The organism is Meiothermus ruber DSM 1279, from assembly GCF_000024425.1.
GTDB lineage: Bacteria > Deinococcota > Deinococci > Deinococcales > Thermaceae > Meiothermus > Meiothermus ruber.
Genome location: NC_013946.1, coordinates 1,832,213 through 1,856,923, shown reverse-complemented (window position 1 = coordinate 1,856,923; position 24,711 = coordinate 1,832,213). Strand labels below are relative to the sequence as shown.

Genomic DNA, 24,711 nt, shown 5'->3' with positions numbered 1-24,711 from the left:
GCGAAAAGGCCCCGCGTACGCGGGGCCTTTTCGCCTGGAGCAGCCTACTCGCGCTGCGAGGTCATGATCGCTACATAGTGCAAAATGGTAGCCAGCGAGTTGGCTAGAGCCGCCACGTAGGTCATGGCCGCCGCCGTCAGAACGGCCCGGGCGCCATCCATCTCGCTTTTGTCGAGGAAGTTCATCTTTTTGAGGATGTTCAGGGCCCGGTTGGAGGCGTCGAACTCCACCGGCAGGGTTACGAGCTGGAACAGCGCGGCCGCTGCAAAGAGCCAGATACCAATGTTCATCAGCCCAGTTGCGCCCATGAACATACCCAGAATGAAAATCCAGGGGCCAAACATGCTGCCGATATTGGCAACCGGCAGGATGCTGTGCCGCACCCGCAACCAGGCGTAGCTTTTGGCGTCCTGGATAGCATGCCCCACCTCGTGGGCGGCCACGGCCAGCGCCGCCGCTGAAGGCGAGTGAAAGTTAGGCTCCGACAGACGCACAGCCTTGGCGATGGGGTCGTAGTGGTCGGTCAGGGCCCCTGGTACCATCTCGACCCGAACGTTATGCAAGCCGTAAGCATCCAGGATGGCGCGGGCAACCTGTTCTCCCGTCACCCCCCGGCTGTTGGCGACCCGGCTATAACGGGCATAGGTGCGCTGGAGCCAGAACTGTATGAACAGCGTGGCTACAAAAACCGCAATCATCAGTACGAACGTTATGGTCATTCCTCCCTCCTATACGTACAAGGTATCAGATTCCCTATGGGCTCTCTGAGACTTGGGTTACTTGCTAACGGTCTGCTACCGCAACCCACCCAAGCATCGGTTGGAAGGCTGGGTTCATCGAGTTGAGGGCTACGGTTGCAAGGGTTGACTGCGTACGGTGAAGCGAAGTGCAGTGCGCTCTTCGCTCTCGAGCTCTAGCTTAACAAAAGCCGGTTTTACTATCAAATCGAGGTTGTCAGGGGCGATGTAACCCCTGGCAATTGCGATGGCCTTGACCGCCTGGTTAACCGCCTCGGGGCCGATGGCCTGCACCTCAACCTCACTCTGGGAGCGCAATAGCGCAGCGATCGCGCCGGCCACTGAGTTGGGACGTGACTTGCCGGATACACGCAGCGTTTCCACAAAACCTCCTAGTACACCGTCCACGGATTCGGGTAGGAACCTTTACTCAAATATACGAAAGCTGCTGGCTGTGTTCCATGCTCGGCCCCACTTTTACCCCAAGGGGGTTCGACTACACCACGGGCGCTATCGGCCTGCTTGCATTGTAGAAGTAAAGGTAAGGCAGTGTCAAGAAAATGCGTCCTTGTTGGGATTGTTGAGGGGTTTGCTGCAGCCCGCCAGGGCCTATGTACCAGGCTGTCGACGTCTGGGTTTTTGAACCTCTATATTGTAGATTTCCGCAGCGCCTATTGTATTGACGCAAGCAAGAGGGATTCGTATACTGCTTCAAATCTTCGCATAAGTTTGCGAAGACTTCCCCCTACATCATGTGCGAACCCGGAGGTCTGTTGGATGAGATTTAGTGAGGCATACCCTGGTATACCAAATGGTCACGACGCTTGCGGAATTATCGCCATCGTCGAGAAAAGTGCACGTCCAAGTCACGCCAACGTGCAACGCACCATCGAAAGCCTCTACAGGATGGCGCACCGGGCCGGTTTGATTCGGGGGGAAGGCGATGGCACAGGTATCCAGACCGACCTACCGCGTGAGCTCTGGGCCGGCTACCTCTATGAGGCGGGTCTGGACAGCAACCTGGCGCAGAACCCCCGCTTTTTTGTGGGACACCTGTTTATCCCCAAGTCCGAGGGGGCGCGCATTCAGGAGCTGTTCGACCTGTTCCGGGTAGAGGGCTCCAAGCGGGGCATCAAGCTCCTTCTGGAGCGCAAAGGGGAGACCAACAGCCGGGTGCTGGGGCCGGTGGGCAGGCGCACCGAGCCGCTTTTCTACCAGGTGGCAGGCCTCTCCACCGACGGTGACGGCCCCCTGTGGGAGCTGGGCCTCTTGCTCGAGCAGCGCTTCCCGGTGCACGTGGTCTCCCTCTCCACCGCCACCGTGGTTTACAAGGTGCGCGGCTCGGCCGAGATTCTCAAGCGCTACTTTCCGGAGCTCTCCCGGGCCGAGTACAAGTCCACCATCACCCTGGGCCACAACCGCTACTCCACCAACACCATGTCCACCTTCGAGGCGGTGCAGCCCTTTGGCCTCCTGGGCCACAACGGCGAGATCAACACCATCGAGCGTCTGCGGCGCGAGGGGCGCTTTCTGGGCATCCCGCTCACCGGCGGCTCCGACTCGCAGGATCTGAACCGGATTCTGGAGGGCTTGCTTTACCGCTTTGGCCTTTCCTTGCCGGAAGCCATGGATGTGGCTTTCCCTCCCATCCTGGGTGAGATTAAGAACTACTCCCCGGCCTTGCAGGATCTGTACATGAACCTGCGCCAGCGTTTTGGTCCGCTGGCCCAGGGCCCCGCGGCCCTGGTGACCCGCCACCGCGAGGAGGCGGTGTTTGCCACCGATGCCATGGGGTTGCGTCCTTTGTGGTTTGTTGAGACCGAGTCGGAGTACGTTTTTAGTTCGGAGCGGGGGGTGTTTACCGTAGAGGAGTTTGTCTCGGAGCCGCGCCCTTTTGCTCCTGGCGAGAAGATGTACCTGCGCCTGACCCCCGACGGGGCCCGGCTCTTCCCCTTCGACCGCCACCAGCGGCTGGTGCTCGAGCGCATCCTGACCAAGTCCCACCACCTCGAGGGTTACGCCGCCCACCTGGCCGGGCCCCGCTACACCGCGGTGCCCCCGCTGGCAGGGGGTGGCGAGGCCCAGGTGGAGGACAGGCCTGCCCCGCCCTCGCTGAACCTCGAGCGGGCCTACGGCTGGGATCGCTGGGATGCGGGCTACCTCGAGGCCCTGGCCGAAAACGGCAACGAGCCCATCGGCTCGCTGGGCTACGACGGCCCCATCGCCGCCTTGAACCCCGAGAAACCCAACCTCTCGGAGTTCTTCAAGGAAACCGTGGCGGTGGTGACCAACCCGGCCATTGACCGCGAGCGCGAGATCGAGCACTTCTCCACCCGCAGCATCCTGGGCCGCCGCCCGTTGCCCGATGGGCGCGGGGCGGGCCACGTGGAAGAGCTGGTGGTGCCGCTGCTGCTCGAGGAGACCGCGCCCTCGCTGGGGGCCATCGCCCAGAAGCACGGTACCCTGACCTACGAGGAGGCCCTGCGCCGCTTCCAGCACGCTGTTTTGCCGTTGCAGTTTTCGGTAGAGGAAGGAATCGCCGCCGGGCTTAAGCGCCTCCAGGAGGCAGCGATTGAAGCGGTTCGCGGCGGTGCGGAGCTCCTGGTGCTCTCGGATCGGGGGGCTTTTGAAGGGGGCGTCTGGCTGGACGTGTACCTGGCTTTAGCAGCGGTGGGCCGGGCCCTGGAGGAGACCCGCGACGAGGAAGGAATCTCATTGCGCCGGCGCACCTCGGTGCTGGTGCACTCGGGCGGGGTGCGCAACCTGCACGACCTGGCGGTCTGTCTGGGGCTGGGGGCTGATGCGGTGGCCCCCTGGCTGATGCAGCACAAAGCCCAGGCGTCCAAGGGTACGCTGGGTTTGCAGAACCTGCTCGAGGGCCTCAAGAAGGGCCTGGAGAAGGTGATCTCCACCATGGGCATCCACGAGGTGCGGGGCTATGGGCGCATCTTCAGCGCCATTGGTCTCAAGCCCGAGCTGGCCGAGTACTTTGGCATCCGCAACTTTTTGGGTTCCGAGCGGGCGGGCTATGGCCTGCTGGAGCTCGAGCGCACCCTGCTGGAGCGGCTCAACCTGCTCAACGCCGAGAAAGTAGTTCCGGCCAAGGACTTCCGCTTCAACTCCCGCATCTTCAAGGCGGCCATGGATGTCTCCTCGGGCCAGTCGCCCTACGAGCACTTCCAGGAAAAAGTACGGGGGCTCGAGCGCGAATCACCGGTGGCGGCCCGGCAGCTGCTGGGGATTAAGTTCCCGGGCAAGTCTGGGGTCAACCCCGAAGAAGTAGACCTGAGCGTGGGTGGACACTCGCTGCCCTTTGTGATCACCGCCATGAGCTTCGGCTCCCAGGGTGAGGCCAGCTTCCGGGCCTACATCGAGGCCGCCAAAAAGCTCAATATGGTCTGCATCAACGGCGAGGGTGGCGAAATCCCCGATATGCTGGGCAAGTACACCCACTGGCGCGGCCAGCAGGTGGCCTCGGGCCGTTTTGGGGCGCACGCCTACATGCTCAACTCGGCGGGCTTCATCGAGATCAAGATCGGCCAGGGGGCTAAGCCCGGTGAAGGGGGCCACCTGCCCGGCAAAAAAGTTACCGCTAAGGTGGCCGCAGCCCGCAACGCGGTACCGGGCGTAGACCTCATCTCACCCTCCAACAACCACGACCTCTACTCCATCGAAGACCTGGCCCAGCTCATCGAGGAGCTCAAAACCGTCAACCCCAAGGCCAAGGTCTCGGTCAAGGTGCCGGTGATCCCGGGTATCGGTACCATTGCGGTGGGTATCGCCAAGGCCGGGGCCGATGTCATCGCCTTGTCGGGCTTCGAAGGGGGCACCGGGGCGGCCCGCTGGCACGCCCTCAAGTACGCCGGTCTGCCGGTGGAGATTGGGGTGCGCCGGGCCCATCGGGCGCTGGTGCGGGCGGGTATGCGCGACCGGGTCGAAATCTGGGCCGATGGCGGCCTCAAAACCGCCTACGACACCCTCCGCATGGTGCTGCTGGGCGCCGACCGGGTGGGCATGGCGACCATGGCCATGGTGGCGATTGGCTGTACCATCTGCCGCCAGTGCCAGATGGACACCTGCCACGTGGGCATCGCCACCCAGATTGAAACCGTGGAACAGGCCCAGGCCCACGGGCTCAAGCGCTTTGTGCCGCAAGAGCTCGAGCGGGCCGTGGAGCAGCTCACCACCTTTTTTGGGGCCAAGGGCCAGGAGCTGCGGCGGCTGGTGGCAGCCCTGGGGGCCGGCAGCCTGCGCGAGCTGGTGGGTCGCAGCGACCTGCTTTTGCAGGAAAGCCATACTGACGAACTCGACCTGGGCTACTTCTTTGAGCCGGTCTCGGCCCCGGAGTGGCTGGGCGAGCGTTCGGCCCATGTGCTGCGCAAGCCCCTGAACCAGCTCACCCGCTCGATTACCGAGGTGATCACCCAGGCCTATGCCGAGGGTGGGCGTGAGCTGTTGTTCCAGGAAGGGCCGGTGGGCTCCACCGACCGGGCCCTGGGCACCCACCTGGCCGGGGAAATTGCCCGCCGCCGCCTGTATGGCAAGGGCTGGGACGCCAAGGTGGAGATTCGCTTCGATGCTGGTAGTGTGGCCGGCAACGGGGTGGCCGCGTTCAATGTGGAGGGGATCGAGATTGTGGTGGAAGGGGGCGCCCAGGACGGCATCGCCAAGAACGCCTACGGCGGCAAGGTGGCCATCCTGAAGGGCCGCAACCCCTTTGGGCAGTACGTGGACGGCTCGGTGGGCAAATCCTTTGCCTATGGGGCCATCGGCGGCCTGCTGATTGTGGAAGGGCAGGCCGACAGCCGCTTCTGCATCCGCCTTTCCGGGGCCGATGTGGTGCTGGCCGGCGAGCCCGACCGTCCGGTGCAGGACGAGCTGGGTAATATCGCGGCCCGGGCCCAGGCCAAGGGTTTCGCCTTCGAGTACATGACCCGCGGTCGGGCGGTGGTGCTGGGCGACCCCGGCCCCTGGATCTGCTCGGGTATGACCGGCGGGCGGGTCTACCTGCGCTACTGGCCTGAGATGGGCCTGAACGAAGAGGCCATGCAACGCCGGCTGGCCAAAGGGGCCAGGGTGGTCATCCAGAAGCTGGATGAGCGGGGTATTGCCGATGTGCGCGAACTGATGAGCGCCTACCTCGACGCTTTGCGGGCGGCGGAGCGGGAGGACAAAGCTGAGCGGCTGCTCCGGCTCTTGGCCGACCCCGCGGCCCACTTCCGCATGGTGCTGCCCGTCAACCAGCAGGTGGCCCAGGAGGTCAGCACCGAGTAACGGCGCTTTCCAGCACGGGTGGCTTAAGCGCCACCCGTTTTTTTGCTGGTAGATATGAGCTTCGCGACGAGGTTTTTCGGCTAGCACACCCCCTTTGGGGCTGGGATGCCTGAACGCTGGGGTACAATGGCCCCTCATGGAAGCAGGGGTGTTGTTGGACAAATTGCTACGCCGTACCGGCCTGCTCGAGCTGCATATCCAAACACTGCGCAAGCTCGAGCCCCTGATGGCCCCCATGGCTTCGGAAATTGCCCTGGCTTTTTACGATTACCTGGGCCGGGATGAGGAGATGCGGGCCATTTTGTGGGAGGTTCCGGGAAGGGTCGAGCGTCTGTATCAAAGTTTTGCCGACTGGTACCGGGGCCTTTTTTGTGGGCGATACGACGCAGAATATGCAGAAAAGCGCGCCCGCATTGGCCTGGTGCACGCGGCGGTGGGGGTTAAGCCTAGTTTTATCATGCCGGCTTTTGGCATCGTGCAAGAGCTCTCGCTCGAGCACCTGCGCAACACCCTGCGTTCGCCGGAGGTATTAAGCGCGGTGGAAGCCTTCGAAAAAATCATGGCCATTGAGGCCGCCATCATGCAGGACAGCTACATGCAGGCCATGGCCTGCGGCTACCGCCTGGGCGCAGCCGCCGACCAAGAACAGGCCCTGGTGGTGGGGGCGCGGGCCATTCTGGAAAAAGCCAACTGAACCCGGTGGTTTGGCCGGCCTTGGTTGTCTACAGTACAATCACTTGAGTGAAAGCCGGTGAGCTGCTGCAAGTTCTGATGCGCCGCACGGGCCTGAGCGAGCCGTACCAGCAAGCTCTGCGGAGCCTCGAGCCCATCGCCAGCCCACTGGCGCCCGAGGTGGCCCTGGCCTTCTACGACTACCTGGGCCGCGACCCCGAGATGCACGAAATTCTCTGGAGCGTGCCGGGCCGGGTGGAGCGGCTGTACCGGTCGTTTGCAGCCTGGTACCGCGAGCTTTTTTCGGGGCAGTACGACGAACGCTACGCCGAGCGGCGGATGCACATCGGACTGGTGCACGCCCGGGTGGGGGTGCGTCCCAGCCACTACATTCCAGCGGTGGGCATCGTGCAGGAACTGACCCTCGAGCACCTGCGCAACGCCCTGCGGGGGCCCGAGATTCTGGCGGCCATGACCGCCTTTGAGAAGATCATGGCCATCGAGATTGCCCTCATGCAAGAAAGCTATCTGAATGCTTTGACGGAGGGGCTCAAGTACACCCGCGACGAGCGGGCGGCCCTGGTGGAAGGGGCGCGGGTGCTGCTGGAGAAAGCCCGCTGAAGCCAGTACCAGAGCCGAACTTCCCGTAAGATTGTAGGGTGATTCAAGCGATCCTCTTCGACCTTGACGAAACCTTGATTCTGGATCACCCGGTCTCGCTGCACGCCCTGCGAAGCTGCGCCTTTTATGCGGCCTCCTGGTACAGCCTGGACATCCCACGGCTCATTCAGGATGCCGAGGAAGCCGCGGTGCGGCTGTGGAAGGCCTCGCCGGTGTTTGACTACACCCAGCGCATCGGCCACAGCGCCGGGGAGGGGTTGTGGGCGCGCTACACGGTGCAGACCCACCCGGCCCTGCAAATTCTGCACGACTGGGCTCCTTCCTTTCGTGTGGCCGTGTGGGACGAGGCCCTGGCCCGGCAAAACATTCACGACGACGCCCTCAGCGAGGCCCTGGCCCACCGCTACCCGGGCGAGCGGCGGCTGTATCCGCGCTATCCGGAGATTGACGAACTGCTGGGGGCCCTCGCGGGCTATAAGCTGGGTATCGTCACCAATGGGGTGCCCGACTTGCAGCGGGAGAAGCTCGAAGGCTCCTGCCTGCTGGATCGCTTCCAGGCTGTGGTGATCTCGGGCGAGCTCGATATTGGCAAGCCCGAGCGGGGCATCTTCGACCACATCTGCAAAACCCTGGAAGTCGAACCCTCGGCCTGCGTGATGGTGGGCGACAACCCCGAACGCGATGTGGCGGGGGCCGCGGCCGCCGGGATGAAAGCGGTCTGGGTCGAGCGCGGTTTCAAAGCCAAAGACCCCCGGTACCCCGCCGACCTCGAGGTCACCAACCTGCTCCAGATGCTCCCCTGGCTGGAGGCGTTATGATACGCATTTCGGCAGTATCGTTCACTTCGGCAAGCCTAAACGATACTACCGAAATGCTTTTCTACTCCCTTCGGTCGGCTTGAATCCTTCACCTCTGACTGCGTCCAACGGTGAAGGATTCAAGCGAAAAGGGTATGACCTACCACGAGGCCCACCAGCACGCCAGCCGCCACCGCGCCGAGATACTGCAAAGCGAGCAGTGCGGCTGCTTTTACTATCTGCGCATCTTCCCACCAAGCGGGATTGAAGAGTGGATAGACGAGGGCCAGACCGCCCTCTGCCCTTACTGTGGCCTCGATGCGGTGCTGGGCTCGGCCTCGGGCGCCCAGATCACCGAGGATTTTTTGGGCCAGATGCGCGAGCGCTATTTCTAGCGCAGGGCTTTCAGGGCCAGCTTGATGAGCTCCTGGGTGCCGGCCCCGGGGTTCTTCTGGGCGATCTCGGCCACGATGCTGCGCACCTGGCCCTCGCGGAAACCCAGGGTGATGAGGGCCAACTCGGCCTCCTCGGTCTGGCTGCTGTGCACCAGGCGGCCCCCTTCGCCCATCAGGTGGGCCGGCACCTTGCCGCGCAGCTCGAGCGCGATGCGTTCGGCCAGCTTCTTACCCACCCCCTGGGCCGCTGTGAGCAGGCGCAGGTCGCCTTCGGCCAGGGCCCGCGCCAGCAGGGCGGGGGTCTGAGAGGAAAGCAGGTTCAGGGCCACTTTGGGCCCCACCCCCGAGACCGAGAGCAACAGTTCGAATAGCTCGAGGCTTCTCTCATCGGCAAAGCCAAAAAGCGACAGGTCGTCCTCGCGCACCACCAGCTTGGTGTGCAAAGCGGCTTCCTGGCCCTCGCTGAGCTGGGCCAGCGTCGAGGCCGGACAGCTCGCCTCGAGGCCCACCCCCCCCACCAGCAAGACCACACTGCTGGGGCTTTTCTTCAGTACCGTTCCCTTGAGGTAGCGAACCACGCCGCTAGTCTACCTGCCCTGGAAGCGCGGGGGGCGCTTCTCATAAAAAGCCTGCACGCCCTCCTGGTGGTCCTCGGTGCGGCCCGCCACCTCCTGCAGCAGGGCCTCGTACTCGAGCATCTCCTCGAGGCTGGCCCCCGCGCTGCGCCGCAGGGCCCGCTTAATCAGGCCGTAGGTTTTGGTGGGCCCCTGGGCCAGCTCACCCGCCAGCCGGGCCACCTCCTCGGCAAAGCTTTCGGCGGGCACCACCCGGTTCACCAGGCCCAGGGCCAGGGCCTCCTCGGCCTTGAGGCGCTCCGAGAGCACCTCGAGCTCGAAGGCCTTGGCGTAGCCCACCATGCGCGGCAGGTGGTAGTTCATGCCGGCATCGGGAATCAGGCCAATCCTGCTGAAGCCGGTGGTCAGCACCGCATCGGAAGAAGCAATACGCAGGTCGCAGGCTAGGGCCAGCGACAGGCCGGCCCCGGCGGCGGCCCCGTGAATGGCGGCGATTACCGGCTTTTCCAGACCGGCCAGACCCTCCACCACCGCGCGGTAGTTGCGCAGGTGGTTTTTGTACGAGATGCGCTGCCCCGCAAACTCGCGCAGATCCTGACCCGAGCAAAATCCGCGCCCTGCTCCTCGCAGCACCACCACCCGCACCTCCGGGGCGGCGGCCTCTTTGAGGGCTTGGCTAAGCTCCCGCAGCATCTCGGTGGTAAGGGCGTTGATGGCCTCGGGCCGGTTCAGGGTGAGGGTTAGAATGCCATTGCTTTGTTCGCGTAGAAGTACCTCCATGCTTCCTCCCTAGCGCCCTTTCCACTGGGGCTTGCGTTTTTCCAAAAAGGCGGTGGTGCCTTCTTGCTTGTCCTCGCTGCCAAAGGCAATCAGAAAATTGCTGCGCTCGAGGCCCAGCCCGTGCTCCAGGCTCATATCCTGGGCCCGGTTGACGGCATCCTTGGCCAGCCGCGCGGCCAGGGGGGCCCTTTCGGCGAGGGTCTGGGCGAGCTCGAGGGCCTCTTCCAGATACAGCTCCACCGGCACCACGCGGTTCACCAGGCCGTGCTGCAAGGCTTCCCAGGCCGAGAGCACCCGCCCGGCCAGAATCACCTCCATGGCCAGGTACTTGCCCACCTGCCGGGTGAGGCGCTGGGTGCCCCCGCCGCCGGGGATGATGCCCAGGTTGATTTCCGGCTGGGCGAACTTGGCGGTATCGGAAGCCACAATCAGGTCGCAGAGCATGGCCAGCTCACAGCCACCCCCGTAGGCAAAGCCCGAGACCGCGGCCACCAGCGGCTTGCGCACCTTGCGCAGCGTCTCGTACTGGTCGGCCCGCAGGCCCTTCATCAGCTCGGCCAGGCTGGTTTGCTGGAACTCGGCGATATCGGCCCCGGCGGCAAAGGCCCGCTCGTTGCCGGTAATGACCATGGCCCCGATGGCGGCATCCTGCTCAAACGCAGCAATGGCGGTAGCCAGCTCGCGCAGGGTGGCGCTGTTGAGGGCGTTGAGTTGTTTGGGGCGGTTGAGCCGCACCAGCCCGACTGCCCCCTGGGTCTCCACCAGAATGTTCTCGTACATAAAACCCCCTCGAGCCCTATTTAAGGCGGTCGGCTGGGAAGCGCTCGTTTTCCCAGACGTCAATAAAGGCGGTGCCCGCTGCCAGCCGGGCGCTGTGCGGAACGCCGGCGGGAATGTGGTAGTAGTCGCCCTTGCGGAAGACCCGGGTCTCGCCGCCGATTACGAACTCGACCTGGCCTTCCAGCACCACCCCCCACTGGCCGTCGTGGGCGTGTTCGGGTACAAAGGTTTCTTCGGCAACCTGGGCAAACCCTACCTGCCCCTTGTGGCCGGAGAGCACCGCCATATCCATGCCGGGCCAGATTTCCACCTGTTTGAAGGCCTTGAACCAAGCGGGGAAGACGTCCATGCTTTGACCTCATGTAGTAGCTTAACGTGTTGGACTCGGGTTGAGAACCGATGCTCCGTTCGCAGACCCACGCAGCCCGCTTTTGAAGCGCCGCACCGACCGTTCGCAGGCTTGCGCGCTGGGCTGACCAGAGCGTACACTTAGGCCTGGTAGGTGAGCCATGAGCAGCCGCGCGATCATTCGTATGGCCAGGCCTTGCGCCTGAACCCAAACCTCTCCCGAACCGCATTTGTCGCGCTTTTTGCGTTCCTCGGCGGCCTTCGGGCCGCCGGTTTGTTTGGAGAACCAGAGATGCTTTTACCAAGCGTGAACGTCCCCACAGCCCTAACCCTCAACTTTTTTGAAAGGCAGAGCCTGTTATGCTGACCCTCGAGCCCACCAAAACCCAACTCGCCATCGAGGTCTCCAACCTTAAAAAGGTCTTCCGCAAGCGCGACGGACTGCGCGCGCCCCTCAGGGAGGAATGGGCCCTCAAGGGGGTGTCTTTCCAGGTGCGGGAAGGGGAGACCTACGGCCTACTGGGCCCCAACGGCTCGGGCAAGTCCACCCTGATCCGCATTTTATCCACCCTGCTCACCCCCGATGGCGGCACGGTGCGGATGCTGGGCCATACCCTGCCCGAGGGTGAGCGCGAGCTGCGGCGCAAGATGGGCCGGGTGAGCGTGGACGCGGCCTTTTACAAGAAGCTTTCGCCGCGCGAGAACCTGCTCTACGCCGCGCAGCTTTATGGCCTCGAGCCCCGCACAGCCGAAAAGCGGGCCATGCAGATTCTGGAGCAACTCGGCCTGGAGTCGCGCCGCTTCGGCGACCCCATCGAGGAGATGAGCCGCGGCATGCAGCAGAAGATTGCCATTGCCCGGGCCCTCCTCATCAACCCGCCCCTCCTGCTACTGGACGAGCCCACCACCGGCCTCGACCCCAAAAGCCGCCGCGACGTGCAGGCCTTCCTGGAAGATCTGCGGGCCCGCGAGGGCACCACCATCCTGCTCACCACCCACGACATGGCCGAGGCCGAGCGCCTCTCGCACCGCATCGGCTTCCTGGCCCATGGCCGCCTGGTGGCCGAGGGCACCGCCAACGAACTCAAGCAAAAAGCCGGAACCGAGAGCCTCGAGGAGGCCTTCATCGCCCTCACCGGCGAGGCCTTCGATGAGGAAGAGCTCGAAAGATAATTGTTGTTCGCAGAACCTAAGGGAACCCTATGTTTGAACGCTACATCCGCCCCATGTGGGCTTTTGTCTTCCGCGACTGGCACCTGACCCGGCGCTACATGAGCTGGGTGGTGGTGTTCGTGTTTTACGCCATCGTCAACTCGGCCACCATTGCCCTGATTGGCAAGGCCCAGGACGACTTCCGCCTGACCCTGACGCTGTTGCTGGGCGTGCTCTTGTGGTCTTTTTTATCGGCCATGTACAACGAGATCGCCAACTCCATCTCCTACGAGCGCTGGGAAGGGACGCTAGAGTACACCTTTATGGCTCCGGTCTCGAGGCTCATCCACCTCTCGGGGGTCTCGCTCTTTGCGGTCATGTTCAGCGTGATCCGCACCATCGTGATCCTGGTGGGCCTGGTGCTTTTTATCCAGGTCTCGGTGAACGGGGCCAACCTGCTGGGGGTCTTGGTGGTGTTGCTGGTAGCCAGCCTGGCCTTCATGGGGCTGGGCCTGATGGCCGCCATTCTGCCGGTGATGTCGCCGGAGAACGGGGCCCAGGCCACCAACATCTTCCAGGGCATTCTGCTTCTGGTCTCGGGCATCTACTATCCAGTTAGCGTGCTGCCGAGCTGGGTGCAGCCCCTGGCCTACCTGAGCCCGGCCACCTATGCCCTCGAGGCCTGCCGCAAGCTGATGGGCATCAACCACCCCGACTCCACCCCGGAGCGGCTGGTGGGGGCCCCGCTTTCCTCGGTGCTGCCGGAACTGGGTATCCTGTTGCTGATGGGGGTGGTGCTGATACCGCTGGGCCTGTGGGTTTTCCACACCGCCGAGATGTGGGCCAAGCGCACCGGCAAGCTCAAGCGGACGGGCTAGCACTGCCGGAGGTTACATGATCGAAGCTATCAACCTACAAAAAAGCTACCAGAAGACGCAAGCGGTCAGGGGCATCTCCTTCAGGGTGCAGCCGGGTGAGGTGTATGGCCTTTTGGGCCCCAATGGGGCCGGCAAAACCACCACCCTGCGGATGCTGGCCACCCTGCTCAAGCCCACCGGGGGCAGCGCTAAAGTGGCAGGTTTTGATGTGCTAAGGCAACCCCTCGAGGTGCGCCGCAACCTGGGCATCGTCAACGGTGGGATGAAGGTCTACGACAAGCTCACCGGCTACGAGGTGCTGGACTTCTTCGGGAGCTTCTACGACCTGTGGGGGCCCAAACTCAAGGAACGCATCGCCTGGGCCGCCGAACTTTTGCACATCGAGCCGTCTGTGCTCTCCAAGCAGGTCAGGCAGATGTCCACCGGTATGCAGCAGAAAATCGTCATCGCGCGGGCCATCCTGCACCAGCCCCAGGTCTTGCTGCTGGACGAGGCCACCGCCGGTCTGGATGTGTTCGCCCGCCGGGCTTTGCTGGATTTCGTCAAGCAGTACGCCGGGCTGGGCAAGACCCTTGTCTACTCCACCCACGTGATGAGCGAGGCCGAGGAGGTCTGCGACCGGGTGGGCTTTATTGACCATGGCTTGCTGGTTTTTGAGGGCAGCTTGCAGGAGGCCCTCGAGCTTGGCTCGGGCAACCTCGAGCGGGCCTTTATCCGTCGCCTGGAAGAGGCCGCCTAAAGGTTGGGTGCCCCATGAACGAAATCCTGATCATCGCCCGAAAAGAGCTGCTTAGCGTGGTGCGCGAGCGCCGGGTGCTCTTTACCACCCTGGTGCTGCCCATCCTGATCATGCCGCTATTGATGTTCGGGCCCATCCTGCTCTTCGGCAACGCCGCCCGCCAGACCCAGGAGTCGGTGCAGAAGGTGGGGGTGGTGGGGGTTCCGACGGTGGTACTGGAGGAACTCCGCAAAGCCAGGGTCGAGCCCATCGAGGTAGCCAACCCCCAGGAGGCCGTGCAGAACCGCGAGGTGCAGGCGGCCCTGGTCTTCGAGAATGGGCGCTACATTATCTATGGCCGGCTCTCGAGCGGGGCCACCCAGAGTGCGCTGGTGGTGGAGAAGGTGCAGGCTGCGCTGCGCGCTTACAAAGACCAGGTGGTGGCCGAGCAACTGCGAGCCCGGGGGATTGGAACCGATATTCTGGAGCCCTTCAGCGTCGAGACCCAGGACGCCTCGCGCGAGCAGGAGCGGGCCGCCGGCCTCTTTGCCTTCCTGATCCCTTTCTTTTTGGTTTCGTTCATTCAGGCGGGCGGTATGCCGGTTGCGGTAGACGCCACGGCAGGGGAGAAAGAAAAGGGGACGCTCGAGGCCCTTCTGGCCGCCCCCGTCCCGCTCATCCAGGTTCTGCTGGGCAAAGGGCTGGCGGTGTTTGTGATGTCGCTGCTCTCGACCTTTGCGGCCGTGGCCGGGCTCTTGCTGGGCGGCGGGGTGTTCCGCAACCTTTTTGCCGCCCAGCTTCAAGCCGTGCAGAACGGAGAGAATCAGGCCCAGTTAGGGGGTGCCCTGGCCCTCGACCCGCTGGGCTACCTGGCCATCTTGGTAACGGCAGTATTGTTTGCCCTGCTCATCATTGCCATCATGATTTCCCTGGGCCTTTACGCCCGCAGTTTCAAGGAGGCCCAGAGTTATTTGAGCCCCTTATCGCTGGTGATGCTTATCCCTTTGCTCTTCCTGCAGTTCTCCGATTTTCTAAAGCTGCAAGACTGGTATTTCGCCCTGCCCCTTGTAAACGTAATGCTGGCGCTGGACGCGATTGTCAAAGGTGCGGCCACTGCCACCCAACTACTTATTACCTGGGCCTCTACCCTGGCCTATGGCGCGCTGGCCCTGCACCTGGCCTATCGCAATTTCCAGCGGGAAGACGTGGTTTTCAGAAACTAGGCCAGCGGCAGGGCCACCGGGGGCTTCTCGTTCAAAATGGCCTGCACGTCGGGGTACTGCTTGATGTTGTAGTAGGGGTCGCGCTCGGCGGGGATAAAGCCCGCGTCGGCAATATGGCGCACAATCTGTCGCACGGTGGCGTGGGTGCGGTTGTGCCCAGCAGCCACGCTGACCACGTTTTCTTCCAGCATGGTGGAGCCAAAGTCGTTGGCGCCGTAGTAGAGGGCGGCCTGGGCCACCTTGAAGCCCATGCTGGGCCAGCTGGCCTGCAGGTTGGGGAGGTTGTCCAGGGCAATGCGGGCGATGGCAAGCTGCTGCAGGTACTCGTGCGCGGTGGCCCCCGGGGCCTTGCCCTTCAGGCGGGTGTGCTCGGTTTGCAGCGTCCACATGGCGAAAGCCGCAAAGCCCTGTCCATAGGCGCGCAGGGCTTTATCTTGCTGTTCGCGAATCTGGAGCAGGTGGGCCACGCGCTGCTCGTAGGTCTCGCCAAAGCCAATCACCATGGTGGCGATGGTGTATAGCCCCAGGCTCTGGGCGGTATCCAGGATGCGGAACCAGTCGCCGCTTTTGATGCGGGCCGGGGCCGCTTTGGCCCGCACTTCGTCCACCAGAATCTCGCCGCCTGCGCCCGGTAGACCATCGAGGCCGGCTTCCTTGAGCGCTACCAGCAGCTCGCGGCAGTCGCGCCCGGTGATCTTTTCCAGGCCCAGAATTTCCTCGGGGCTGAAGGCATCAATGCGCACCTCGGGGTAGTGCCTCTTCAGGTAGCGCAAAAGCTCGAGGTACCACTCGAAGGGCAGGTCGGGGTTGACCCCGCCTTGCATCAGGATGCGCCGCCCGCCGATCTGCATGAGTTCTTCAATCTTGTGCCCGATCTCCTCAAAGGAGAGCACGTAGGCGTCGCTCTGGCGCCGGGTGCGGTAGAAGGCGCAGAAGTTGCAGGCCACGTTGCAGATGTTGGTGTAGTTGATGTTGCGGTCGATCAGGTAGGTGACCACCTGGGGGTTGCTACGGCGGAGCCGCAGTTCGTGGGCTACGGCCGCTACTTCCGGGAGGGGAAGCTGGTAGAGCTCGAGTATTTCACTGGCCGAAAGTCGTTCGCCCGCCGCTGCACGGCTCAAAACGTCCATGCGCTTATTCTACCCACTGGCTTTTTGGAAAAAGTAGGACAAATAACCCCTGCCTATCGTTGTGAACCCCGCGAACAGCTCTGTGTCTGACAAAGCCAATTTCCCCCGGGGCCCCTGGATGAGGAAAATGCGATGGCAGGTGTTTGAAGGCTCACTGCTCGTCTTCTTCCTCTTCCCAGTTGTCCTTGTCGTCTTCTTCCGACCCGATGCCGTCGATGTAGTAGTCCTCGATCTGGCTGGCCCCGGCCACCACCTGACCCTTGCTCACGAAGCGCAGGCCCTCCTCGTCAATCTCCAGGCTCAGATCCTCGAGGTCGGTGTCTTCGGGAACGCGCACCTGCATCACCACCGCCACTTCGATTCGCATAGCCACCTCCATGTGGCCTCAAAGCTATGCTTCTATGGTCAGGGAAATTCAAGCTCGAGTCTTTCGCCCAAAGCGGTACTTGAGCAGCTCGGCGTACATCTTGAGGCGCATGCTCAGCCCCTTCCAGAAACCGCGTTTTTGCTCTTTCATGACCTGGCCGGCCCCGTGGAGTTCAACGTAGGCCCAGCGGGCCTGGGTGCGGGCCAGGTGGTCGGTGATGGCGGGCTCGGGCCAGCGCCGCTCGGTCAGGTTGGGCACGCTGCGGAGCCACTGGGTGGTGCAGGCCCGCTGCCCCGAGAGAAACGGGGTGGCGCGGTTGCCGAAGTCGGTCATCAGGCCCCCGGACTTGAAGACCCCAATGGCCATGTCCAGCTGGCCGCTTCGCACCGGCTCGAGCAGGTTCAGCAGGTGCTGGGATTTTAGCCCCACCAGATCGGCGTCCAAGAGCAGCACATAGGGGGTTTGCACGTGGGCCAGTCCGAAGGCCAGGGCCTCGCTTTTACCGCGGTTCTCAGGCAAGCGCAGCACCCTGGCCCCGGCGGCTTCGGCGGCCTGGGCGGTTGCGTCGCTTGAACCGTCGTCCACCACCAGCACCGGAAAACCGGCCTCCCGTGCAGCCGCCACCACCGCCCCGATATGGGCTGCTTCGTTGTAGGCCGGAATGAGCACCGTGGCGTCCATTGGCGGCTATTCTATCGCGGTTTTGCCTGCAAGGTAGCGCCCGATGCTAGCCGCCCACCAGGTTGCGAATATCGTTGATGGTCACCAGCACAATCAGGAGAATCAAAAAGATGAACCCTCCGTACGAGAGCCGGGCCTCGGTCTCGGGCTTGATGCGGCCGCCGCTAATTACGTTGGCTACGAGCACCAGGATGCGCCCCCCATCCAGCCCAGGGATGGGCAGGAGGTTGAACACGGCCAGCGAGAGGTTGATGGCCGCCAGCAGTCCTACCAGCGTGCCCAGCCCCTGCTCGGCAGCCTGCCCGGTGATGTTAACGATGCCCACTGGCCCCGCCACCCCCTGGGCCTGCTGCCCTGAGAGGATGCGGGCGATGCTGCCCGCGAACTCCTGCACGAAGCGCGGAACCGCCACCACCGTCTCGCCGATGGCTCGAGCGAACCCCTGGAAGAAGTTGATGCGGGTGTAGCCCACCAGCTCGGGCCGGTAGACGATGCCCAGCCGGGCCTGGGTGTTGTCCCAGTTGAAACGTAGGGTCACCTCGGCGCCATCGCGCAGCACCACGAACACCTTCTCGCCCGTGCTCTGGCGGAAGCGGGTGACCTGGTCGTAGGCGGTGAGCTTCTCCCCATTCAAACTGAGGATGCGGTCGCCCACCCTAAAACCCGCCTGCTCGGCCAGACTGCCGGGCAGCACCTCGGTGACCTCGGCGCGGGTCTGAGGGATGCCCTGAATAGAGGCGAGGGCGGCCAGCACCCCCCAGGCCAGGAGCAGGTTCATGACCACGCCGGCCACCAGAATCAGAAATTTGCCCCAGCTCGAGAGCCGCGCGTAGCCGTGGGTGTCGCCGGGCATCATGCCCTCGATCTCGGCGTAGCCGCCCAGCGGGATGGCATTGAGCCGCCAGGTGGTGCCCCAGCGCTCAAACTTGAGCAGGGTAGGGCCAAAACCCACCCCAAAGTTCTTGACCCCCACTCCCTGCACACGGGCGGCCAGGTAGTGGCCCAGCTCGTGTACGAAGATGCTGATGGAGATAATCAGTAGAAACCAGAGGATGCTCATGCTTTGCTCCGCAATTATGCTCAGACCTTTACCTTCAGGTACTCACGGGCCCACCGGCGGGCCTCGAGGTCGGCATAAGCGATATTGTCCCAGGTTAGTGCGCCTGCAGGAGTCTGCTGTAACACTTTTTCCAGCACCCTTGGGATTTCCAGGTAACCAATCTGCCCTTGTAAAAAGGCCTCCACCGCGATTTCGTCGGCAGCGTTGAGCACCACCGGGGCCAGCCCCCCCATCCGTCCGGCCTCATAGGCCAGGGCCAGGGCTGGGAAGCGCCTGGTATCCGGTGGGTAAAACTCCAGCCGCTCGGGGATGGGGGCCTCGCGCAGCGGGGAAGGGGGCCTCTGGGGGTGGGTGAGGGCGTACTGGATAGCCAGCCGCATATCGGTGGGGCCGAGCTGGGCCTTGAGGTTGCCGTCCTGGAAGCGCACCATGGAGTGCACATACGATTGGGGGTGAATCTGCACCTTGACCTTCTCGATGGGCACTTTGAACAACTGCACGGCTTCCAGCACCTCGAGGCCCTTGTTGAAAAGCGTCGAAGAGTCAATGGTCACCTTGGGCCCCATCTTCCAGCGGGGGTGCTGGAGGGCCATCTGGGGGGTAACGCTGGAAAGGTCGGCCGGTTCCCGCAAAAAAGGCCCGCCAGAAGCTGTGAGAATCAGCTCGGCTACGTCGTCCAACGGCTCGCCCAAAAGACTCTGGAACAGGGCCGAGTGCTCTGAGTCCACCGGGATAATTTCGGCCCCGCTCTGCTCGGCCTCCTGCCACAGCAGCGGCCCGGCGGCCACCATGCTCTCTTTGTTGGCGAGGGCCAGGCGGCGGCCTTGCTGTACGGCTGCCCGCACCCCCGGCAGGCCCGCCAGGCCCGGTATGGCTCCCACCACCACCTCGGCCGGCCAGGCGGCCACCTCGAGGGCGTCGGCGGTGCGCAAACCGGGAAAGCGGGACTCGAGTTCGGGGAGGATGGAAGGGTCGGCGGCCACTACCTCGGGTCGAAACTCAGCAATCTGCTGGGTCAAAAGCTCCAGGTTCTTACCGGCCACCAACCCCACCACCCGGTAGCCCCGCCAGCGGCAGACATCCAGGGTCTGGGTGCCAATAGAACCGGTTGAGCCCAGCACCACAACGCGTTTGGGATTATCGTTCATCTTCCTGCTAGTGTACTGGTTTGTGCAGGTCAGTCTGGCTATCCTGCGGCCTCAGATAAAGATGGTGAGCAGGTAGTACGTAAGTGGAACCGTGAACAGGTGCGAGTCCAGCCGATCCAGGAGCCCCCCGTGGCCGGGTAGGAAGTAGCCCGAGTCTTTGACCCCGCAGTAGCGCTTGAGCATGGACTCGGTCAGGTCGCCGAGCTGGGCAGCAAACGAGAGCACCAGGTTGACCACAAACAGCTCCACCGGCCTGAATAGGGCAAAAGGGCTCTCGGGATAGGCCGAGCGCACGATGGTAGTAAAAAGAAAAAGCAGCAGTAAGCTGGTGGCAATCCCACCAATCGAGCCCTCCACGGTCTTGCCGGGGCTGATGGTGGGGGCCAGCTTGTGTTTTCCAAAGTAGCGCCCCACAAAATAGCCCCCGATGTCGTTAGCAAAGCTGGTGATGAGCGGCAGTGCCAGGATCCAGAGCCCCACGTTGCCGTCGGGTGAGTGGCGCAGCAGCAGAAAGAACCCCAGCGTCCAGGGCAGGTACAAAAAGGCCATCAGGCTATAGGCAAACCGCTGGATGTTGGCGCCCACGATTAGCTCCGAACTGAACGCGCCAATAAGCACCAACCCCAGGGCAATTTCCCGCCAGGGCACGCCTGGGTAAACGTCGTGGAGCTGGGGTAGGCTGAACAAAAGCATCACCAGCCCTCCCCCAATCAAAAAGGCCATGTTCAGCTCGATGCCTTTGTTGCGCAGCATGTAGCGCAGCTCAAAGGAGCCCACCACCAGAATCAACATCAGGGCCAGCAGCATGAAGATGCGGCCTTCCCACAGCACCACGAATAAGACCAGCACCCCGATCAGCGAAGAGATGATGCGGGTCGGCAATGAAGGGTCGGGTCGGGCGTTGGGTATCACGATTAAAGCATAGCAGCGGGCATAAAAAGCCGCCCGGCAGCGAGGCTCAAACCAGCAGCCCACCGGCTGGGCGGCTTATGGGTGGGGGTGCTTGAAATCCTTAGCCCTTCAGGATTTCCTGCTCCTTTTTGTGCAGGGCCTCGTCTATTTTGTGCACAAACTCGTCGGTAATCTTCTGAATTTCGGCCTCGGCGCGCTTGATATCGTCTTCGGAGAGGTGCTTTTCTTTTTCTAGTTTTTTGGCCTTGTCCAAAGCTTCACGTCGGATGTTTCGCACCGCAATGCGGGCCTCTTCCGCGTACTGCTTCACCGATTTGACCAGGTCGCGGCGGCGTTCTTCGGTAAGCGGGGGAATGCTGATGTACAGCGCATCGCCCTTGTTGGTGGGGTTCAGGCCCAGGTCGGAGTCGCGGATGGCCTTCTCGATCTCCTTGAGCATGTTGGGATCCCACGACTGTACCACCAGCGTGCGGGGGTCGGGAGAGGAGACCGTCCCCACTTGGTTGAGCGGCATGGTTGAACCGTAGTATTCAACCTTGATGTTGTTGAGGATGGCAGGGTTGGCCCTTCCAGTGCGCATGGTGGTGAGGTGGTGCTCGAGGGCCTCCAGGGATTTTTGCATGTGCTGTCTGGTCTCGTTGTAGAGCTCTTTGAGCATAGTTCCCTCCTATATTTGTGATAGCTTATACCAGATTTGGATGAGTTGAGCGCTCTCTAACTCTACAGAAGAGAGCCCTCTAGGATTCAAAAACAGACTGTTTCTGATTGGGCCAGATAGCTCCCAGCACCCCAACTAGCTGTGTACCAGGGTGCCTACCCGTTCGCCTTTTATGATTTTTTCCAGGTTGCCTTCGGTAAACATGTCGAAGACTACGATGGGCATGTTTTGTTCCTGGCACAGGGCCATGGCGGTGGCATCCATCACCTGCAAGCCCTGGACGAGGGCCTGGTGGTAGGTGAGGATGTCGAACTTCTTGGCCTCTGGGTTTTTGCGCGGATCGTCGTTGTAAACCCCATCCACCTTGTTTTTAGCCATCAAAACCGCATCCACGTTCATTTCCAGCCCGCGCAAAGCCGCGGCGGTATCGGTGGTCACAAACGGGTTGCCGGTGCCCCCGCCAAAAATGACCACCCGCCCTTTTTCTAGGTGTCGTATGGCCCGGCGGCGGATGTAGGGTTCGGCTACTTGCTGGATGGTGAGGGCTGTTTGAACGCGGGTTGGTACCCCGATGAACTCGAGGGCATCCTGCAGCGCCAGGGCGTTCATGATGGTGGCCAGCATACCGATGTAATCCGCACTGGCCCGATCCATACCCACCCCCTGTCGAGCCCCACGCCAGAAGTTGCCGCCCCCTACCACAATTGCGACCTGCACCCCTAGCTGGTGAGCCTTGGCCACCTCCTGGGCCAGGGCTTTGGTGGCCTCAGGCTGGATACCAAACCCATTGCCGCTCATGAATTCACCCGACAGTTTGAGCAGAACCCGTTTGTATTTCATCTAGCCCCCTTTACTGCTCTTAAATTTCCTCGCCCCAAAAAGGAAAGGGTCGAAAGCCTCTCGACTCTCGACCCTGACTGCGCATCGCTTACGCCCCTACTTCAAATCGGCAGAAGCGCTTGACCTGGATGTTCTCGCCAATCTTGGCAATGGCGGCCTTGATCAGATCGCCGACCTTGACCTTTTCATCCTTCACAAAAGGCTGCTCCAGGAGCACCATCTCCTCATAGAACTTCTTGAGGCGGCCTTCGGCGGCTTTCTCGGCAATGTTTTGCGGCTTGCCTTCGTTCAGAAGCTGCTGAATGTAGATGGCTTTTTCTTTTTCGAGGTCTTCCGGCGAGACCTCCTCAACGCTCACGTACCGGGGGTTGGCCATGGCGATGTGCATGGCGATGTCCTTGGCCAGGCGCTGGAACTCCTCGTTGCGGGCCACAAAGTCGGTTTCGGAGTTCAGCTCCACCAGCACCCCCACCCGCAGGTTGTGATGGATGTACGAGCCGATAATGCCCTCGCGGGCCTCGCGGTCGGCTTTCTTGGCGGCCTTGAGGGCCCCCCGCTCGCGCAGCAGGGTGGTGGCTTTTTCCATATCCCAGCCGGCGTCTTCCAGCGCTTTTTTAACGTCGCTCATGCCGGCGCCGGTTTGCTCGCGTAGTTTTTTGATCTGCTCAAGTTGGGTCATTGTTTTCACCTCGAGGCGGGCTCCCGCTTATGCCTCTGCTACTTCGGCTTCGACGGCCTGAGCAGGCACTTCACGCCCGCCGCCACGGGCCTCCACAATCAGGTCGGTCATACGGCTGACGATGAGCTGAATCGAGCGGATGGCATCGTCGTTGCCGGGGATGATGTAGTCGCAGACGTCGGGGTCGGAGTCGGTGTCGGCCAGGGCGATCACCGGGATGCCCAGCTTGCGGGCTTCCTTGACCGCGATGGCTTCTTTGGTGGGGTCTACCACGAAGATGGCGTCGGGCAGGCGGCGCAGCTTGCGGAAACCCCCCAGGTTTTTCTGAAGGCGCTCGAGCTCGTGCTGGAGTTTGACCTGCTCGGTTTTGACCCGCTCTTTAATCTCATCGGAGGCGAAGAGGGCCTCGAGCTCCGCGAGGCGGTTGACCTGAGCGGTAATGGTGCGGAAGTTGGTGAGCATGCCGCCCAGCCAGCGCTGGTTGACGTAGGGCATCCCGGCCCGGTCGGCCTCCTGCTGAATGATCTCCTGGGCTTGCTTTTTGGTGCCCACATACAGGATGGTAGCCCCCCGCATGGCCAGGTCTTGCACGTACTTGAAGGTGCGCTCGAGCTCGACCATGCTCTTTTGCAGGTCGATGATGAAGATGCCGTTGCGCTCGGCATAGATGTAGCGCTTCATCTTGGGGTTCCAGCGCTTGGTCTCGTGACCGAAGTGCACACCGGCCTCGAGCAGTTCCTTGATGCTTACGTTTGCCATGGTTTCTCCTTACGGGACGGTTGGAGTGGGCGTTGAATTGTGCGGGCTGCACTCTTCCCCTGGGCACCGTTCCCTAACCCCAGGCTGCGCGCCAGCACACCCAACGTTGGAGTATAACCGAGGGAGACTCTTTACGGAAGCCCCGATGGTTGCTATACTTCATGCCTGGCTTGGGGGCGTAGCTCAGCGGGAGAGCAGGTCCTTTGCAAGGACAAGGTCGGGGGTTCAAATCCCTCCGCCTCCACCAAGGAACCCAGGTGCGGGCTGGACTTCTGGTGTCCAGCTCTTTTTTAGTTATGCTGATGGGGTGAATACGCCGGTTTGGGACGACGGCAATTGGCCGGGTTTGCCCAGCCTGCAAGGCGACCTCGAGGCCGAGGTGTGCGTGGTAGGGCTGGGCGGTTCGGGCCTGGCGGCAATCCACGAGTTGTTGCGGCTGGGTCGAAGCGTGGTGGGCATTGACGCAGGCTTTGTAGCGGGCGGGGCGGCAGGCCGCAACGGTGGGTTTTTGCTGGCTGGGCTGGCCAGGTTCTATCACCAGAGCGTGGCTGAGTACGGGCGCGACTTTGCCCGGTGCGTGTACCAGGCCACCCTTGATCAGATCGCTCGAATGAAAGAAGAAACGCCCGAGGCCATCCGGCCGGTGGGCTCCTTACGCATCGCGGCTTCGGAGGAGGAATTACAAGACTGCATGGCGCACCTCGAGGCCCTCCGGGCCGATGGCTTCGAGGCGGAGCCCTACGAAGGCCCGGAGGGGCAGGGCTTGCTGATACCCAGCGATGGGGTTTTCAACCCGCTCGAGCGGTGCAGAACACTGGCCCGGCAAGCGCTGCAGGCTGGGGCCAGGCTCTTTGAAAACACCCCCGCCCTGAGCATTGCGGGTCGGATGGTGCAGACCCCCCAAGGGCGGGTGCACTGCCAGAAGGTGCTGGTGGCGGTGGATGGGCGGCTGGAGTACCTGCTGCCCGAATTAAAAGGACGTGTGCGCACGGCCCGCTTGCAGATGCTAGCCACGGCCCCGGTGGCGATGCGCTTTAAGCGGCCGGTGTATCGCCGCTGGGGCTACGACTACTGGCAGCAGCTACCCGATGGCCGGATTGCCCTGGGGGGGATGCGTGACGCCGGCGGCGAGGCCGAATGGACGACCCAGGCCGAGCCTACCGAAGCGATCCAGCACCGTCTGGAGGCGCTTCTGCGTCAGCTTGGCGTCCAGGCCCCGGTCACCCACCGCTGGGCGGCCTCGGTTGGCTACACCAGCAGCGGGCTCCCGGTGGCGGAAGAGGTGCGGCCGGGGGTATGGGCAGTTGGGGCCTACAGCGGAACCGGAAATGTGCTGGGGGCCTTACTGGGGCGTGAGGCGGCCTGGGCTTTACAGGGAAGCCGGATGCCTGGGGCGGTGATGGTGCGCTGAGCCTCCCCCGGCCCATAAGCTTTATTAATTGGCCCTACCCAGGCTCATCTGTTATACTCTCACCTTGCGTGATCCGAGAGGATCGCCTACCGGAGTTGTGCCCCATCATGCTTTGC

General features: G+C 62.6%; 26 protein-coding genes and 1 tRNA gene. 11 read left to right on the top strand and 16 right to left on the bottom strand.

Translation table 11 applies throughout. From position 1 onward, the window contains the following. Positions 1-44 precede the first annotated feature (44 nt). Both MRUB_RS09145 and MRUB_RS09140 read right to left on the bottom strand, forming a co-directional pair. Positions 45-719: a zinc metallopeptidase gene (locus tag MRUB_RS09145; RefSeq protein WP_013014066.1), complete on the bottom strand. Its 675-nt coding sequence runs from the start codon at positions 717-719 to the stop codon at positions 45-47. 129 nt (positions 720-848) lie between these two features. Continuing rightward, the gene (locus MRUB_RS09140) at positions 849-1,121 is read right to left on the bottom strand and encodes a stage V sporulation protein S (RefSeq protein WP_013014065.1); all 273 of its coding nucleotides are present in this window, start codon (positions 1,119-1,121) and stop codon (positions 849-851) included. A 393-nt stretch (positions 1,122-1,514) separates the two neighbouring features. Here MRUB_RS09140 and MRUB_RS09135 point away from each other — a divergent pair, with 393 nt between their 5' ends. The 5 genes from MRUB_RS09135 (at position 1,515) to MRUB_RS09115 (ending at position 8,496) form a co-directional block, all read left to right on the top strand. Further along, complete coding sequence (locus MRUB_RS09135; protein WP_013014064.1) at positions 1,515-6,011, top strand: glutamate synthase-related protein; 4,497 nt, start codon at positions 1,515-1,517, stop codon at positions 6,009-6,011. Between the two features lie 136 nt (positions 6,012-6,147). Next, the gene (locus tag MRUB_RS09130) at positions 6,148-6,705 is read left to right on the top strand and encodes a protoglobin domain-containing protein (RefSeq protein ID WP_013014063.1); all 558 of its coding nucleotides are present in this window, start codon (positions 6,148-6,150) and stop codon (positions 6,703-6,705) included. A gap of 47 nt (positions 6,706-6,752) precedes the next feature. Beyond that, positions 6,753-7,304: a protoglobin domain-containing protein gene (locus tag MRUB_RS09125; RefSeq protein ID WP_013014062.1), complete on the top strand. Its 552-nt coding sequence runs from the start codon at positions 6,753-6,755 to the stop codon at positions 7,302-7,304. Positions 7,305-7,342: 38 nt separating this feature from the next. Next, positions 7,343-8,122, top strand: coding sequence for an HAD family hydrolase (locus MRUB_RS09120; protein WP_013014061.1), 780 nt, complete (start codon positions 7,343-7,345; stop codon positions 8,120-8,122). 134 nt (positions 8,123-8,256) lie between these two features. Then, positions 8,257-8,496, top strand: coding sequence for a hypothetical protein (locus MRUB_RS09115; protein ID WP_013014060.1), 240 nt, complete (start codon positions 8,257-8,259; stop codon positions 8,494-8,496). Here the strand turns inward: MRUB_RS09115 and ruvA are convergent. From ruvA to MRUB_RS09095, 4 genes are read right to left on the bottom strand one after another with little or no spacing between them, the layout of a single operon-like run. Next, a complete protein-coding gene (gene ruvA, locus MRUB_RS09110; protein WP_013014059.1) occupies positions 8,493-9,074 on the bottom strand; it encodes a Holliday junction branch migration protein RuvA in 582 nt (193 codons plus the stop codon). The genes MRUB_RS09115 and ruvA overlap by 4 nt on opposite strands. A gap of 9 nt (positions 9,075-9,083) precedes the next feature. Then, complete coding sequence (locus tag MRUB_RS09105) at positions 9,084-9,851, bottom strand: enoyl-CoA hydratase-related protein (RefSeq protein ID WP_013014058.1); 768 nt, start codon at positions 9,849-9,851, stop codon at positions 9,084-9,086. A gap of 9 nt (positions 9,852-9,860) precedes the next feature. Next, positions 9,861-10,631: an enoyl-CoA hydratase-related protein gene (locus MRUB_RS09100; protein WP_013014057.1), complete on the bottom strand. Its 771-nt coding sequence runs from the start codon at positions 10,629-10,631 to the stop codon at positions 9,861-9,863. A 16-nt stretch (positions 10,632-10,647) separates the two neighbouring features. Then, entirely contained in the window at positions 10,648-10,980 is a 333-nt protein-coding gene (locus tag MRUB_RS09095) for a cupin domain-containing protein (RefSeq protein WP_013014056.1), read from the bottom strand. A gap of 359 nt (positions 10,981-11,339) precedes the next feature. Here MRUB_RS09095 and MRUB_RS09090 point away from each other — a divergent pair, with 359 nt between their 5' ends. From MRUB_RS09090 to MRUB_RS09075, 4 genes are read left to right on the top strand one after another with little or no spacing between them, the layout of a single operon-like run. Beyond that, the gene (locus MRUB_RS09090; protein ID WP_013014055.1) at positions 11,340-12,152 is read left to right on the top strand and encodes an ABC transporter ATP-binding protein; all 813 of its coding nucleotides are present in this window, start codon (positions 11,340-11,342) and stop codon (positions 12,150-12,152) included. A 29-nt stretch (positions 12,153-12,181) separates the two neighbouring features. After that, positions 12,182-13,009 (top strand): ABC transporter permease, encoded by an 828-nt coding sequence (locus MRUB_RS09085; protein ID WP_013014054.1) that lies wholly within the window; start codon positions 12,182-12,184, stop codon positions 13,007-13,009. Positions 13,010-13,025: 16 nt separating this feature from the next. Continuing rightward, positions 13,026-13,748 (top strand): ABC transporter ATP-binding protein, encoded by a 723-nt coding sequence (locus tag MRUB_RS09080; RefSeq protein WP_013014053.1) that lies wholly within the window; start codon positions 13,026-13,028, stop codon positions 13,746-13,748. 14 nt (positions 13,749-13,762) lie between these two features. After that, the gene (locus MRUB_RS09075) at positions 13,763-14,950 is read left to right on the top strand and encodes an ABC transporter permease (RefSeq protein ID WP_013014052.1); all 1,188 of its coding nucleotides are present in this window, start codon (positions 13,763-13,765) and stop codon (positions 14,948-14,950) included. Here the strand turns inward: MRUB_RS09075 and mqnC are convergent. The 10 genes from mqnC to rpsB all read right to left on the bottom strand — a co-directional run bounded on the left by mqnC (position 14,947) and on the right by rpsB (position 23,184). Further along, on the bottom strand, positions 14,947-16,080 hold the full coding sequence (mqnC, locus tag MRUB_RS09070; RefSeq protein ID WP_013014051.1) for a cyclic dehypoxanthinyl futalosine synthase: 1,134 nt from the start codon (positions 16,078-16,080) through the stop codon (positions 14,947-14,949). The two genes, MRUB_RS09075 and mqnC, sit on opposite strands and share 4 nt — an antisense overlap. 151 nt (positions 16,081-16,231) lie before the next feature. Next, entirely contained in the window at positions 16,232-16,447 is a 216-nt protein-coding gene (locus tag MRUB_RS09065) for a hypothetical protein (RefSeq protein ID WP_013014050.1), read from the bottom strand. A gap of 48 nt (positions 16,448-16,495) precedes the next feature. Beyond that, the gene (locus tag MRUB_RS09060) at positions 16,496-17,128 is read right to left on the bottom strand and encodes a glycosyltransferase family 2 protein (protein WP_013014049.1); all 633 of its coding nucleotides are present in this window, start codon (positions 17,126-17,128) and stop codon (positions 16,496-16,498) included. Positions 17,129-17,174: 46 nt separating this feature from the next. Further along, positions 17,175-18,188 (bottom strand): M50 family metallopeptidase, encoded by a 1,014-nt coding sequence (locus MRUB_RS09055; RefSeq protein ID WP_013014048.1) that lies wholly within the window; start codon positions 18,186-18,188, stop codon positions 17,175-17,177. A gap of 20 nt (positions 18,189-18,208) precedes the next feature. Continuing rightward, the gene (gene dxr, locus MRUB_RS09050; RefSeq protein WP_013014047.1) at positions 18,209-19,336 is read right to left on the bottom strand and encodes a 1-deoxy-D-xylulose-5-phosphate reductoisomerase; all 1,128 of its coding nucleotides are present in this window, start codon (positions 19,334-19,336) and stop codon (positions 18,209-18,211) included. 51 nt (positions 19,337-19,387) lie between these two features. After that, positions 19,388-20,248: a phosphatidate cytidylyltransferase gene (locus MRUB_RS09045; protein WP_013014046.1), complete on the bottom strand. Its 861-nt coding sequence runs from the start codon at positions 20,246-20,248 to the stop codon at positions 19,388-19,390. Positions 20,249-20,348: 100 nt separating this feature from the next. Then, a complete protein-coding gene (gene frr / locus MRUB_RS09040) occupies positions 20,349-20,906 on the bottom strand; it encodes a ribosome recycling factor (RefSeq protein WP_013014045.1) in 558 nt (185 codons plus the stop codon). Positions 20,907-21,041: 135 nt separating this feature from the next. Then, positions 21,042-21,746, bottom strand: coding sequence for a UMP kinase (gene pyrH / locus MRUB_RS09035; RefSeq protein ID WP_013014044.1), 705 nt, complete (start codon positions 21,744-21,746; stop codon positions 21,042-21,044). Positions 21,747-21,834: 88 nt separating this feature from the next. Next, complete coding sequence (gene tsf, locus MRUB_RS09030; RefSeq protein ID WP_013014043.1) at positions 21,835-22,425, bottom strand: translation elongation factor Ts; 591 nt, start codon at positions 22,423-22,425, stop codon at positions 21,835-21,837. A gap of 27 nt (positions 22,426-22,452) precedes the next feature. Continuing rightward, complete coding sequence (gene rpsB, locus MRUB_RS09025) at positions 22,453-23,184, bottom strand: 30S ribosomal protein S2 (protein WP_013014042.1); 732 nt, start codon at positions 23,182-23,184, stop codon at positions 22,453-22,455. 172 nt (positions 23,185-23,356) lie between these two features. On the opposite strand from rpsB, the gene MRUB_RS09020 reads away from it, so the two are divergent. Beyond that, positions 23,357-23,431, top strand: a tRNA-Ala gene (locus tag MRUB_RS09020). Between the two features lie 60 nt (positions 23,432-23,491). Then, a complete protein-coding gene (locus MRUB_RS09015; protein WP_013014041.1) occupies positions 23,492-24,595 on the top strand; it encodes an NAD(P)/FAD-dependent oxidoreductase in 1,104 nt (367 codons plus the stop codon). The last annotated feature ends 116 nt before the right edge of the window (positions 24,596-24,711 follow it).

Excerpts from the sequence above, each read along its gene's own strand:
- MRUB_RS09145 (WP_013014066.1), bottom strand. The coding sequence starts at position 719 with ATGACCATAACGTTCGTACTGATGATTGCGGTTTTTGTAGCCACGCTG.
- MRUB_RS09090 (WP_013014055.1), top strand. The coding sequence starts at position 11,340 with ATGCTGACCCTCGAGCCCACCAAAACCCAACTCGCCATCGAGGTCTCC.
- MRUB_RS09085 (WP_013014054.1), top strand. The coding sequence starts at position 12,182 with ATGTTTGAACGCTACATCCGCCCCATGTGGGCTTTTGTCTTCCGCGAC.
- MRUB_RS09100 (WP_013014057.1), bottom strand. The coding sequence starts at position 10,631 with ATGTACGAGAACATTCTGGTGGAGACCCAGGGGGCAGTCGGGCTGGTG.
- MRUB_RS09080 (WP_013014053.1), top strand. The coding sequence starts at position 13,026 with ATGATCGAAGCTATCAACCTACAAAAAAGCTACCAGAAGACGCAAGCG.
- MRUB_RS09055 (WP_013014048.1), bottom strand. The coding sequence starts at position 18,188 with ATGAGCATCCTCTGGTTTCTACTGATTATCTCCATCAGCATCTTCGTA.
- MRUB_RS09075 (WP_013014052.1), top strand. The coding sequence starts at position 13,763 with ATGAACGAAATCCTGATCATCGCCCGAAAAGAGCTGCTTAGCGTGGTG.
- MRUB_RS09060 (WP_013014049.1), bottom strand. The coding sequence starts at position 17,128 with ATGGACGCCACGGTGCTCATTCCGGCCTACAACGAAGCAGCCCATATC.
- MRUB_RS09105 (WP_013014058.1), bottom strand. The coding sequence starts at position 9,851 with ATGGAGGTACTTCTACGCGAACAAAGCAATGGCATTCTAACCCTCACC.
- MRUB_RS09095 (WP_013014056.1), bottom strand. The coding sequence starts at position 10,980 with ATGGACGTCTTCCCCGCTTGGTTCAAGGCCTTCAAACAGGTGGAAATC.
- MRUB_RS09115 (WP_013014060.1), top strand. The coding sequence starts at position 8,257 with ATGACCTACCACGAGGCCCACCAGCACGCCAGCCGCCACCGCGCCGAG.
- pyrH (WP_013014044.1), bottom strand. The coding sequence starts at position 21,746 with ATGAAATACAAACGGGTTCTGCTCAAACTGTCGGGTGAATTCATGAGC.
- MRUB_RS09130 (WP_013014063.1), top strand. The coding sequence starts at position 6,148 with ATGGAAGCAGGGGTGTTGTTGGACAAATTGCTACGCCGTACCGGCCTG.
- MRUB_RS09065 (WP_013014050.1), bottom strand. The coding sequence starts at position 16,447 with ATGCGAATCGAAGTGGCGGTGGTGATGCAGGTGCGCGTTCCCGAAGAC.
- mqnC (WP_013014051.1), bottom strand. The coding sequence starts at position 16,080 with ATGGACGTTTTGAGCCGTGCAGCGGCGGGCGAACGACTTTCGGCCAGT.
- rpsB (WP_013014042.1), bottom strand. The coding sequence starts at position 23,184 with ATGGCAAACGTAAGCATCAAGGAACTGCTCGAGGCCGGTGTGCACTTC.
- frr (WP_013014045.1), bottom strand. The coding sequence starts at position 20,906 with ATGCTCAAAGAGCTCTACAACGAGACCAGACAGCACATGCAAAAATCC.
- tsf (WP_013014043.1), bottom strand. The coding sequence starts at position 22,425 with ATGACCCAACTTGAGCAGATCAAAAAACTACGCGAGCAAACCGGCGCC.
- MRUB_RS09135 (WP_013014064.1), top strand. The coding sequence starts at position 1,515 with ATGAGATTTAGTGAGGCATACCCTGGTATACCAAATGGTCACGACGCT.
- dxr (WP_013014047.1), bottom strand. The coding sequence starts at position 19,336 with ATGAACGATAATCCCAAACGCGTTGTGGTGCTGGGCTCAACCGGTTCT.